This window comes from Prosthecobacter sp. GW821-HT29F12, assembly GCF_058803405.1.
In genome coordinates this window covers 6,123,351-6,135,708 of the sequence record NZ_CM179517.1, presented here as the reverse complement: position 1 = coordinate 6,135,708, position 12,358 = coordinate 6,123,351, and the positions used below count along the sequence as shown (strand labels likewise).

The window sequence follows — 12,358 nt, the reverse complement described above, 5'->3', positions numbered from 1 at the left end:
GGTTTGAGGGGGAGGATACATAACGATTCCGCCCTCTGTTTCAAACACGGATCATGCCCGTGGGAGCTGTGGCGCAAAATTTGGCAAAATCCGCAGCCCTCACCCCGCCGCCGTCTTCACCAGCAGATCCGCGATCTTTTCCGCCGAATTCTTCACCGCAAGCTTCTGCGCCGCCTTCTTCATCTCGCCGGCCTTGCGCGGGTCATTGAAGATCTCACGCACCGCGTCAGCCAAAGTGTCCGCATTCAGCTCGCTTTCGCGCATCAGTCGTGCCGCTCCAGCTTGGTCAAAGATCTCCGCATTGCGGGTCTGATGATCCTCGGCGGCATGCGGATACGGCACCAGCAGGCTCGGCACGCCAAAGTAGGCCAGTTCCGCCATCGAGGAGGCCCCCGATCGTGCAATCGCCAGATCCGCCGCGCGATAGGCCAGATCCATGCGATGGCAAAACGCCGCCACGTGCTGCTTGAGCATCGGGATCTTGGCGTAAATGTCGCGAACTTCCTCGTAATCGGTCGGTCCGGCGATGTGCAGCACCTGGATGCCCATTCTCTCAAACTCTTCCAGCGCCATGCCCACGGCACGGTTCACTCCGCGCGCGCCCTGGCTGCCGCCCATCACAAGCAGCGTGCGCCTGTCCTTGTCCAGTTTGAAGAAGGCGCGCGGGTCGTCGTTGTTCGGCTTGCGCATGCTGCTGCGGATCGGCGTGCCCACCACGCGCACATCCCCATGCTTCGGGAAGTGCTCCTTGCAGGCTTCCAGGCCGCACAGCACGATGTCGCTGTAGCGCGCGTTGAGTCGGTTCGCCTTTCCAGGAATGGCGTTGCTTTCGTGAATCAGCGTATGGCAGCCCTCTTTGCGCCCGGCATACAGCGGCGCAAAGGAAGTGAACCCGCCCATGCCCAGCACCACATCCACCTCATGATCGCGGATGATCTTCCGGCAGGCCTTCGTCCCCTTCCAAAGTCCCTTAAGGAAGCCGAACATTTTGGGCGACCACGGTTTCGGCATCGCCAGAAACGGCATCTTCTCAAACCGCAGTTCCGGATGCCCCGAGGCGGCCAGGGTGTCGATCTTCTTTTCGCTGATCAGCAAAGTCACATCGTGACCTCGGGAGGCAAGCACCTCACCAACGGCAATCCCAGGGAACAAATGCCCCCCGGTGCCACCACACGCGATAAGCACGTGGATGGACTTCGAATTTTTCTGTTTCACTAAGATTCAAAAGGCTAAAGCTGTGGAGTCCAGCGGCGCTTTCTGCGGATCACGGGAAGCTGATCCCAGGTCAGATGAACGCCCTGGCGGTGGATGTTGATCAGGATGCCGACCGCGACCATCGCGGCGACGAGACTGGACCCTCCGTAACTTACGAATGGCAGCGGCAATCCCTTGTTCGGCAGCAAAGCAGTGGTCACGCCCATGTTCAAGAGCGCTTCCATTCCCAGCAAAAATGTCAGTCCGGCACCTAAAAGCTTGCCAAACCGGTTCGGCGCGTACGCGGAAACGACCATTCCAGCCATCACCAGCACCGCAAACGCCAGCACCACGGCCGCCGTCCCGCGCAGTCCCAGCTCCTCCCCCACCATCGGGAAAATGAAATCCGTATGCGCTTCAGGCAGGTAGGAGAGCTTCATGCGCCCCTCCCCCAGGCCACGCCCTTCCAGCCCGCCGGAGCCAAACGCCAGCTTGGACACCCACTGCTGCAATCCCAGGTCCTCCTTGTGGTTTTCCAGGTCAAAGGTGACCATGATTCGCTCAAACCGGTTCGGCAGAAACTTGACCCCCGCCGCGAGTCCGCCACCGCAGAGCACGACGATGATCGCCAGGTAGCGCATCTTGGTCCCCGCCACAAACATCACGCCAAGCCCCACCGCCGAAGCCAGCAAGGCACTGCCAAGGTCAAATTCGCAGCCGATCAGGGCCACGATGCCCAGCAAAATCAGGCCCGGCAGCACAAAACCACGCCAAAAAGTGCGCGTCAGCTCCTGGTGCATCCCAAACCAGCCTGCCAGGGCGATGATCAGCGCGATCTTCGCAAATTCAGACGGCTGCACTCGAAACCCGCCCACGCCCAGGGCCTGCAGACCGATCCAGCGCCTCGATCCGTTGATTTTCACACCGATCATCGGCACGTAGCACAGCGCCAGCAGCACCGCTGCAGCGATCAAAATATGCCAGCGCCAGCGCATCCACACGTTGTAATCCACCACGGCCATGATCACGCACACCACAGTCGCCGCCCCCAGCCAGCCCAGCTGACGCCACAGGGTCACGTAATCCTCCCCGCCCTCATGCGCGACTTGAAACGTCGTGCTCGCCAGCATGGTGATGCCCAGCGCGATCAATGACAGCGCCGCAAGCAGGAACAGGAGGATGGAATATTTGGCCATGAAGCCGGAAACAAAAATTTACTTCGCCGGGATCACCAGCTTCATCCCATCTCGCATGGAGTTGGGATTCTTGATGTTGTTCGCCTTCTGAATCGCGGCCACCGAGACACCATACTTCGTGGACAGACGGTACAGCGTCTCGCCTGACTTGAGCGTGTGCGTGCGGCCAGCGGATGTCTTGGCCACCGTTTTGGGCGGAGCGTCAGCCACCACTTTTTTGGTCGGCTCAGCCTTCTTCGTTGCCGGAGGTGCCTCGGCGATCTTTTTCAGCATCTGCGTAGGCGGCGGCACGGGGTTTGGCTTCGCCAGCGGCTTGGCTTCAGCTTTCGCCACGGGCTTGGGTTCATCACGATCCCGGTCCCGCGGCCTCACCGCTTCCACCTTCGGCGCGTTTTCCTGCAGCAGTGAAACAACATTCGGCTTGGTAGGAGGCGGCAGCGCGACGGCGGCGCTGGCAGGCGGCGCAGATGCCGTGGCCGGCGTGTCGGCTTCAGCCACGAGCGAGACGGTCGCAGGCGGGGCTTCGTTCGGAGCCACCAGCGAAATAGGCGTCATGGTGGCTGCGGACAGACTGGCAGGTGCCTCAGACGGCTTCACGGCCTCGCTTGGGACTTTCGTCGCCGGGGGCTGGTCGCGGACCACAGGGACGGCCTTGGGCACGTCTTCCACGATCGCCATCGGCTTCAACGTCTTCGGATTCACGGGGATCGCGCTCGGCACGGCCTGCTTCGGCACGCGCAGCATCGTTCCCGGGCCAATCTGGATTCCCTTGTCGATCAGGTTCAGCCGTGTGATCTCCGCTTCCGTGGAGCCAAATTTGGCCGCGATGGACTTGATCGAGTCCCCCGACCGCATCTCGTAGTTGTCATACTGCTCCGTGTCCGCCGCCGCCTGCGCCTGCGCAGTGACGACTTCCGGGGAGGCCATCGGCAGTCCGTTGCCAGTGCTCACCGCACGTGCAGCCTGCGTCACCGTCTGCTGCGGCTTCGCGTCATCACCCATGAAATCATAGATGATGATGCCGCCGATGAGGACGACGTGGATCAGCAGCATGACCACAAACATGCGGGCCATGCCTGAGTTCGGCTCATGCTGGTTCCATTCACCCTCTTCCGTCACGAGCGCCACACGGTGGCGGTGCCGCTCACCGTCCATCAGGTTCAGCAGCAGCTTGGTTTCTTTGGGCTTGGGTTTCATCTTCATAGGACCTTGGGGTCTGGGATTGTCGGGATTGGGGGTCTTTAAATTCAATTCAAGGCCTTCACGGCCTCACGAAAAACTTCACCGCGCTGGGCATAGCCGGTGTACATGTCAAAAGAGGAGGTGCCGGGGCTGAGGATGATCGCATCCCCCGCCTGAGAAACTTCCGTGGCCAGACGCACCGCGTCCGCCATGTCGGTGGCGCACTGGCAGGGCAGCAGATCGCCAAAGGTTTGCTTCAGCTGCTCGGCGATCTCGCCGATGAGCACCATCGCACGCACCTGGCCGTTCAGCTCCGCGCGCAGCGGTGTGTAGTCCAGTTCCTTGTCTTTGCCGCCGGCAATCAGCACGATCGGGCGCTCCTGCGAACGCAGGCAGGCTTCCAGCGCATGCAGGTTGGTCGCCTTGGAGTCATTGATGTATTCGCGGTCGTGGAGCGTGCGCACCAGCTCGCAGCGGTGCCTTGGCGGCTCGTAGCTCTCCATCGCCTTCAGCATGCTGGAATACTGCAGACCAAACACCCGCCCGGTCATCAGTGCGGCGAGCACGTTCTCCATGTTGTGTTTGCCACGCAGTTTCAATCCGCTGGCGCTGCCGATCTCCTCGCCCAGATGATAAAAGCTTCCGGCACTGTAGGTGTAGCCCGCCTCCTCGCCATAGGCGGAGAAGGTCCAGCGCTGCGCTGCGCCGGACGACACACTCTCACCCGCGCGTACGATGGCCACATCGTCCGCCGTGACGTTTTCAAACACACGCGCCTTCGCGGCAAAGTACGCCTCCATGTTCGGATAACGATCCAGATGATCCGGCGCAAAGTTGAGCCACAGGCTGGCCTTCGCACGGAAGTCACGGATCGTCTCAAGCTGGAAGCTGCTGATCTCAAGCGCGAGCACATCGTAACGTACGCCGCTGGCGACGACTTCACTCAAGGACACGCCATGATTGCCGCAGGGCAGTGATTTCATGCCACAGCCGTTGAACAGCGTCGCAATCAGCTCCGTGCAGGTGCTCTTGCCGTTCGTGCCGGTGATCGCCACCAGTGGCATGTCGGTCAGATGAAAGGCAAACTCCGTTTCACCCACCAGCGGCACGCCTGCGTCCGTGAACTTTTTCGGCAAAGGCCAGTGCTCGTCCAGCCCCGGGCTGATGATCACCTGCTGAAACTCACCGGGCTTGACCACAAGATCACGCGCTGCCTGGCCGAGCACACAGTGGAAATCCTCGACCTGCTTCGCCTTGTCTCCCTCGTCAAATATCGTCACCTCCGCGCCATGCAGGCGCGCCAGACGTGCGGCTCCGAGGCCGCTGCGTCCAGCACCGAGAATGGCAAAATGTTGTGAGGCGAAGCGCATGAAAATTATCGAAGCTTGAGCGTGGCAAGACCGAGCAAGGCAAAGAGCAGCGAGAGCACCCAGAAGCGCACGATCACCTGGTTCTCATGCCATCCGCCGAGTTCAAAATGATGATGGATCGGAGCCATGCGGAAGATGCGCTTGCCACGCTTCTTGAAGCTCCAGACCTGAAGAATCACGCTCATGGCCTCCATCACAAACACGCCGCCCACGAGGGCCAGCACGATCTCCTGCTTGCACCCGATGGCCAGCGCCGCAATGCAGCCGCCCAGCGCCAGCGAACCCGTGTCGCCCATGAACATCTTGGCCGGATGCGCATTGAACCAGAGGAAGCCGAGGCAGGCACCCGCCATCGCCATCGCCACGATGGGCAGTTCATTGGCCAGGCTGTTGTGCGCCACACCCAGATAGTCGGAATACTTCGCGTTGCCGCAGATGTAGCCAAATGCGGCATACGCCAGCGAGGTGGTGATCGAGCAGCCGGTGGCCAGTCCATCCAGTCCGTCCGTCAGGTTCACCGCATTCGAAGCCCCCACAATGATGATGGCAAAGAATGCCACGGCAAAGAGGTGCATGTCCGGAATCACCGCATCCTTAACAAACGGAATGTAAAGCGCGCGCAGCGTGATGCCGTTGTCTCCCGGCACCGCATAGGCAAACAGCAGCCCCGCCACCACCGCCACCGAGGTCTGCCAGATGAGTTTGGTCCGGGCGCTGACGCCCTTGGAGTTCTTCTTGCTGATCTTGAGGTAGTCATCACGGAAGCCCAGGGCACCGAGACCGATGGTGGTGAACAGCACCGTCCACACCATGATGTTGTCCCACTTCGCCCACATCAGCGTCGAAATCACAATCGCCGAGAGAATGAGCAGGCCGCCCATCGTCGGCGTTCCCGCCTTCTTGCCGTGCAGTTCATGCAGCTTGTGCACTTCCTCCGCCGTGCGGATTGGCTGGCCCATCTTCAACGAGATCAGTTTGCGGATCAGGCGGTCCCCATACATCAGCGAGAGCGCAAACGCCGTGATTGCGGCGCCACCGGCGCGGAACGTGTGGTACTTGAAGAGGTTGAGAATCTTGTACAGAGCGGCGTCATCGCTGATCCATTGATGAGCGAAGAGCCATTCCCTGAGTTCGTAAAGCCAGTACATCATGAGGCGGAAAAATGCGTGAGGACCTGTTCCATGCGCGCGGAGCGGCTGCCTTTCAGCAGCACCACGTCTCCTTCGCGCAACCACTCACGCAGACGTGCGGCACAAGAGGCTTGATCGGAAAAATGTTCGGAGGGCACCGCCTTCGAGGCTTCGGTGATCCATGCGGCTTCGTTGCCGCCCACACTGAACACGGCGTCCAGCTTGAGCGAACCGGCAAACTCGCCCACACGGCGATGTTCCGCTTCCGCAATCGGCCCCAGCTCACCCATGCGGCCCAGCACCGCCACGCGGCGGCTCCCAAAAGACCCCAGCGTGCTGAGCGTGCGCAATCCAGCGATCATGCTGTCTGGGTTCGCGTTGTAGGAATCATCAATGAACTGGATGCCATTCACCACCTTCGGCTCCACACGCCCGCCGGTGAGCTTCGCCTGATTCAGGGCATCCGCGATCTCCGCAGGCGCAATGCCCTGCCTCCAGCCCATGCAGGCGGCCAGCGCGGCATTGCCCACCATGTGCTCGCCGAGAATCGGCAGACGCGTTTCCACCTTCTCACCGCCAAAGTCGAGCGTGAAGGTCGTGCCGGTCGCATCCGCGCGCAGATGGGTGGCCGCCACATCGCCGCATCCCACACCCGCCATCGAGACACTGCCCTGGCAGTGACGCGCGATCACCTCGCTGTACTTGTCATTCGCATTCAGCACCACCACACCACCGGCGCGCACATTCGCTGCCAGCGTGCCCTTTTCCCAGGCGATCGCGTCCTGCGTCCCCATGAATTCGATGTGGGCCATGCCGACGTTCGTGATGATCCCCGCATCCGGTTTGGCAATGTCGGTGAGCACTTTGATTTCACCCGCATGGTTCATGCCCATCTCAGTCACGCAGCACTGGTCGCCTTCGCGCAGAGAGAGCAGGGTCAGCGGCAGGCCGATGTGATTGTTCAGATTGCCAAAGGTCGCGCGCGTCTGGCATTTGCGCGCCATGATCACGGCCGTGAGGTCCTTGGTCGAAGTTTTGCCGTTGCTGCCTGTCAGGCCGATGATCAACGGCGCATGATGATCGCGATACGAACGCGCCATGTCCTGCAAGGCCAGCAGGGTGTCACCCACCTCGATCACTGCGCACGGCAGCGTGCCCCAGGCCGGTTTGACTTTGCTGACCACCACGGCCGCCGCACCAGCTTCGGCCACCTGCGGGATAAAATCATGCGCATCAAACTTGTCACCCACCAGCGCCACGAACACTTCGCCGGCGGTGATCTTGCGTGAGTCGGTGTTCACATTCGTCACCAGACGCGCACCATCACCACGCAGGGTCCCTGCGGCAAATTGGGCAAGCGTCTGGAGTGAAATGGGAATCATCGATTGAATCTGTCAGGTCGGTCAGGGCCAGGTCGATCGGGTCGGTCAAACCCGCCACGCATGGCCTCGCGTTCAGCCTCTTTTTCTTCGCGCTCGGCAGCACGTTCAGCTTTGAGCTGGTGAAGGAAGTAGCGGGCGATTTTGCGATCATCGAATGGATGCTTTTTACCCTGAATGTCCTGATAGTCCTCGTGCCCCTTGCCTGCAATCAGCACCAGATCGCCGTCCCACGCATTCTTCATCGCCGTCTGGATGGCCTCACGGCGGTCCATGATGATGGCGTGTTTTTGCGGACGGGCGAAGCCGGCCTTGGCATCGTCCAAAATCTGCTGCGGATCTTCGGTGCGCGGATTGTCGGAGGTGAGCACGCAGATGTCGCTGCCGGCTTCTGCAGCGGCGGCCATCTTCGCACGCTTGGAGCGGTCCCGGTCTCCTCCGCAGCCAAACACCGTGATCAGACGGCGCGGACGCAGCGCGCGCGCGGTGCGCAGGGCGTTCTCCAGACCGTCCGGCGTATGCGCATAATCAACGAAGACATTGAAGCGTGAATTTTCGGACACTCGTTCCATGCGCCCCGGCACCTGCGGTGCGTTTTGCAGGCTCTTGATGGCTTCACGCAGGTTCAAGCCGACGCCCTGGGCCGCTGCGAGCGCGCCGAGTGCATTGTAAACGTTGAAGTCGCCAATGAGCGGCAGTCGCACCAGAAAGCTGCGGCCTTTCGCTTCAAGCTCAAACGTCGTGCCGTTCATGTCATAGCGGACGTTGATGGCGCGATACTCACAGCCGACCCCGAAGCCGAAGCGGACGACGCGGCCGGTGTGCTCAAAGCGCTGCACAAGTTTGCGTCCCCAGGAGTCGTCACCGTTGATGATCAAGGCCGAGCGCTTCGATGAATCCGCGGTAATCTGAAACAGCTTTACCTTGGCCTCGAAGTACTTCTCCATCGTCCCGTGGTAGTCCAGATGGTCCTGCGTCAGGTTCGTGAAAATGGCGGCGGCAAAGGGCAGGCCGTAGATGCGGTCCTGATCCAGCGCGTGGGAGGACACTTCCATGACGCAGGCGCGGCAGCCGTTGCCACGCATGCCTGCCAGCAGACCCTGAATTTCGAGGGATTCAGGCGTGGTGTGTGAGGCAGGCACGTGCTCACCGTCACCGAGGTCATAAAACACCGTGCCCAGCAATCCGCTGCGCATCTGCGCAGAATTGAAAAGGTGGTGCAGCAGAAATGCCGTGGTGGTCTTGCCATTCGTACCGGTGATGCCGGCAATGGTGAGCCCTTTGGCCGGAAAGCCGTTCAGCGTCGCAGCAGCCTGCGCAAGAGCGATGCGCGACTGCCGCACATGCACCCACGGCACCGTGCAGTCATCCGCCGGAGCCTGTTCGGCGATGATCGCCGCCGCGCCGAGTTCGATCGCCTTGCCAATGAAGGCATGACCATCAACATGCGTGCCACGAATGGCGACGAAGGCAATGCCCGGACCAACCAGACGCGAGTCATACGCGAAGCCGGTGATGTCAGTGTCGAGACTGCCGGAAACCGCCGGCTTGTCGAGATAGGGAATAATGTCGCGAAGTATCATTGAACGCCTCCTTTGGCTGCCACCTTGACGGGGCGTTCGTTGCGAATGGCCAGATGATCCAGCGTCTCCCGCACCACTTCAGCAAAAATGGGTGCCGCGATGCGACCACCACGCACCAAAGCGGAACTCTCCGCTTTCGGGTCATCGAGCATCACGAGACAAACGAGCTTGGGGTTGTCGATCGGAGCCATTCCCACAAAGGAGGTCAGATAGGTTCCGTCGATGTAACGTTTCTTCTCAGGATCGTAACGGCGGGTGGTGCCCGTTTTACCTCCGACGCGCACCTCAGGCAGCGCCGCGCGCTTGCCGGTGCCTTCCGTGACGACACCTTCCAGAAAGTCGCGCAGAGTGGCTGCGGTCTTTGCCGTGCAAACCTGCCAGACAGGCTGCGGCGGCATGATTTCAGTGTCGCCGTTCGGCTTGACGATGCGGTCGATGAGCCGCGGTTTCATGAGCACGCCGCCGTTGGCAATGGCTCCATAGGCCATGCACATCTGCAGCGGGGTGACTGATACTTCATATCCAATAGGCATGCGTGAATAGGTGGTGTTGCTCCACTTGCCGGTATTAAGGCGGCCGGCTTCTTCGCCGACGAGTCCGATTCCGGTGGGAGCACCAAATCCAAACCTTGTGGCATAGTCGAGCATCATGTCCTGTCCAACACGTTTGCTGATTTTGTACATGCCAATGTTGCTGGAATGGACCAGCACCCCCTTGACAGTTTGCATCCCCAAAGGTTCATCATCACTGAGTTTCACCTTCCGCACCGGGTCTTCAAAGTGCATGTTGCCGCAGTCGATCATCTCCCCCGGGGTGACTTTGCGGTTGTCCAGCGCCGCCGCCAGAGTGACGACCTTGAAAATGGAACCCGGTTCATAAGAACCCGCGATGACATGATTGGTCCAGGTGCTGACATCCGGATTGCTCAGATCACGGTGTGGCCGCGCCGCCATGGCCAGCACAGTGCCCGTGGACGGCTCGGTCACGACGATCACCACCCGGCGGGCTTTGTTGGCCTTCCAGGCCCGCTCACAAATCGCCTCCACGTTGTCCTGCAGCTGCATGTCGATGGTGAGATGAGCATCGCTGCCGTTTTGTGGTTCAATGACTTGCGTGCGATAAGAAGGAAGTTCGTGCCCCGACTTGTCACGCTCGATCAACTGCTCGCCGGGAATACCGGTGAGCTTGGCATCCATGAGCTTTTCGACTCCCCAGCGACCCTTGTTGCTCGTGTCGGTGACGCCCAGCACCAGCGACAGTCGATCCTGCGCCGGGAAGCGGCGCGCCACCGTCGGGCGCGTGTAGATGCCGAAAACATGCTCATCCTTGAACAGCTTGCTCCACTGCTTCGCCGTATCTTCATCCACCAGTTTCGCGAGGACGACTTCCGGTTTGTCTGAGTCAATCTGGCTGCGGATTTCCTTCTCGGACTGCGGGAGGATGCCCGCCAGCACCTTGGCCACATGCTCATGGTAGGCGGCAATCGTTTCCGCCTCGCTCAGCTGTGCACGCAGCTCCACGGCCTTCACACCACGGATCGCCGCCAGCTGATGCCTCACTGTGATCACTTCACGCAGATGCGTGCGGTCCGTATAAAGCTCCCGCACATCTTCATCATGCGCCAGGTATTCACCGCTCAGATCCTTGATGGCACCACGATGCGCAGGCAGCACGATGTGCCGCTGATATTTTCTCGCCGCCAGTCCCACCAGACGCGGCGATTCCTTGATCTGGATGACAGCAAGACGCCATGTCACCAGCGAAAAGCCCGCCAGCAGCACAAACAGCAGCAGCAGCATGCGGCGGCACACCGGGCGATCACGGCGGAGCTGAATTTGATTTGGCAGGGGCTGACTCACGGGGCCTTGGGCATGTTTTGGGCGACAGACGGATCCGCAGCCGTTGCAGCGGCTTTCGCCGGGGCTTCAGGCAGGGGTTTGAGAAGAAGAATTCCGTGCTTCGTGATCGGACGCAGCAGGGTCCCAGCATTGGTGAGGCGCGGCTGCACACGGTCCCGTGTCAGCATCGTCTCAATGCGGTTGTTCAAAGCGAGAATCTCGGCATTCAGCAGGCGCATCTCGGCTTCCACCTTGCGCTGCTCTTCACCGATCGCACGCACCCGGTTCTTGCTCACCACGATGCCCAGGCCCACCAGCGCGAGCGAGGCGACAACAATCAAAATCGCCGTGATCGTGGAAAGACCAAGGCTGTTGCGGTAGCGGTTGCGCGGACGTGGTTTCATTCGGGGAGTCGTTCGGCGACGCGCAGCACCGCGCTGCGCGCACGTGGGTTCAGTTCGATCTCTTGCGGCGTCGCCTGCACTGGCTTCCGCGTGATAAGTTTCAGCACGCAGTCCGGGTTTTTGCGCGCTTCAGGCCACTCAGGTCGGTCAATGAATGGCGCTGAAAGGTGCTGCAGCGTCTGTTTGACGATGCGGTCTTCCAGCGAGTGAAAGGAAATAACAGCCAGCCTGCCGCCGGGCTTCAGCCAGCGCGGCGCTGCGGCAAGAAAATCATGGAGCGCAGCCAGCTCATCATTCACCGCGATGCGCAGTGCCTGAAACACCAGCGTCGCCGGATGGCGCTTGCCGCGCTTCGGCGCTGCGATGGAAACGATCTCAGCCAGCTGGAAGGTCGTGCGAATGGGCTTCGCCGTGCGCGCTTTGACAATCGCCCGCGCAATGCGCCGTGCGTTGGGCTCCTCGCCATACTCAAAGAAGATCCGCATGAGTTCCGCCTCATCTTCCGTGTTCACCAGATCCGCAGCCGTGCGTGGCGATTCCGTGTCCATCCGCAGGTCCAGCGGGCCGTCTCTCATGAAAGAAAAGCCGCGTGCCGCATCATCAAGCTGATGGCTCGAAACCCCAATATCGACCAGCATCCCGTCAAAACCCGAGACCCCGGTCTCATCGACGATCTGCGGGAAGTTGCGGAAGTTGCCGCGCAGTGCGCAAAACTGCGCCGCATACGGCTTCAGCCGTTCCGTGGCGTGTTTCAGCGCATTCTGATCCTGATCCATCGCCACCACTCGCGCTCCATGCTGGAGCAGCGCCTCGGAATGTCCTCCCCCACCAAGGGTGCCATCGAAAAATAGCTTGCCTGGGGCAGGCTGCAGCATGGCCACCACCTCCGCCAGCAGCACTGGGGCATGGTAAAAAGGCAGATTTCTCACAGCGGCTTCAGATGGAGTCGGTTCTGGTGCATCCCCCCCTCCCCCAGCGCCCTGACGTGTCACCAGCGTGCCACGACCCCATGGCATCAGGTCATCCATGGCGTCTGCGGCACCGAACCAAGCCCATCCGCCTACTTGAGTAAATTCAATCAG

General features: G+C 60.7%; 10 protein-coding genes. All 10 read right to left on the bottom strand.

Annotation, left to right across the window (positions count from 1 at the left end):
• Positions 1-99: 99 nt before the first annotated feature.
• The 10 genes from murG to rsmH are packed head-to-tail and all read right to left on the bottom strand — an operon-like array spanning position 100 to position 12,205.
• A complete protein-coding gene (gene murG / locus AC3RLQ_RS25410; RefSeq protein ID WP_493031460.1) occupies positions 100-1,215 on the bottom strand; it encodes an undecaprenyldiphospho-muramoylpentapeptide beta-N-acetylglucosaminyltransferase in 1,116 nt (371 codons plus the stop codon).
• Positions 1,216-1,229: 14 nt separating this feature from the next.
• On the bottom strand, positions 1,230-2,390 hold the full coding sequence (locus tag AC3RLQ_RS25405) for an FtsW/RodA/SpoVE family cell cycle protein (protein WP_461525854.1): 1,161 nt from the start codon (positions 2,388-2,390) through the stop codon (positions 1,230-1,232).
• Positions 2,391-2,408: 18 nt separating this feature from the next.
• The gene (locus AC3RLQ_RS25400; RefSeq protein ID WP_493031459.1) at positions 2,409-3,587 is read right to left on the bottom strand and encodes a LysM peptidoglycan-binding domain-containing protein; all 1,179 of its coding nucleotides are present in this window, start codon (positions 3,585-3,587) and stop codon (positions 2,409-2,411) included.
• Positions 3,588-3,637: 50 nt separating this feature from the next.
• Positions 3,638-4,942, bottom strand: coding sequence for a UDP-N-acetylmuramoyl-L-alanine--D-glutamate ligase (murD, locus tag AC3RLQ_RS25395; RefSeq protein WP_493031458.1), 1,305 nt, complete (start codon positions 4,940-4,942; stop codon positions 3,638-3,640).
• 5 nt (positions 4,943-4,947) lie between these two features.
• The gene (mraY, locus tag AC3RLQ_RS25390) at positions 4,948-6,093 is read right to left on the bottom strand and encodes a phospho-N-acetylmuramoyl-pentapeptide-transferase (RefSeq protein WP_493031457.1); all 1,146 of its coding nucleotides are present in this window, start codon (positions 6,091-6,093) and stop codon (positions 4,948-4,950) included.
• A complete protein-coding gene (locus tag AC3RLQ_RS25385) occupies positions 6,090-7,454 on the bottom strand; it encodes a UDP-N-acetylmuramoyl-tripeptide--D-alanyl-D-alanine ligase (protein WP_493031456.1) in 1,365 nt (454 codons plus the stop codon). Before AC3RLQ_RS25385 ends, mraY begins: the two co-directional genes overlap by 4 nt.
• Positions 7,451-9,034 (bottom strand): UDP-N-acetylmuramoyl-L-alanyl-D-glutamate--2,6-diaminopimelate ligase, encoded by a 1,584-nt coding sequence (locus tag AC3RLQ_RS25380; protein ID WP_422320462.1) that lies wholly within the window; start codon positions 9,032-9,034, stop codon positions 7,451-7,453. The genes AC3RLQ_RS25385 and AC3RLQ_RS25380 overlap by 4 nt, the downstream gene beginning before the upstream one ends.
• On the bottom strand, positions 9,031-10,893 hold the full coding sequence (locus tag AC3RLQ_RS25375; protein WP_493031455.1) for a peptidoglycan D,D-transpeptidase FtsI family protein: 1,863 nt from the start codon (positions 10,891-10,893) through the stop codon (positions 9,031-9,033). The genes AC3RLQ_RS25380 and AC3RLQ_RS25375 overlap by 4 nt, the downstream gene beginning before the upstream one ends.
• Positions 10,890-11,276, bottom strand: a complete 387-nt coding sequence (locus tag AC3RLQ_RS25370; protein ID WP_493031454.1) for a hypothetical protein — start codon at positions 11,274-11,276, stop codon at positions 10,890-10,892. The genes AC3RLQ_RS25375 and AC3RLQ_RS25370 overlap by 4 nt, the downstream gene beginning before the upstream one ends.
• Positions 11,273-12,205: a 16S rRNA (cytosine(1402)-N(4))-methyltransferase RsmH gene (rsmH, locus tag AC3RLQ_RS25365; RefSeq protein WP_493031453.1), complete on the bottom strand. Its 933-nt coding sequence runs from the start codon at positions 12,203-12,205 to the stop codon at positions 11,273-11,275. Before rsmH ends, AC3RLQ_RS25370 begins: the two co-directional genes overlap by 4 nt.
• Positions 12,206-12,358 lie beyond the last annotated feature (153 nt).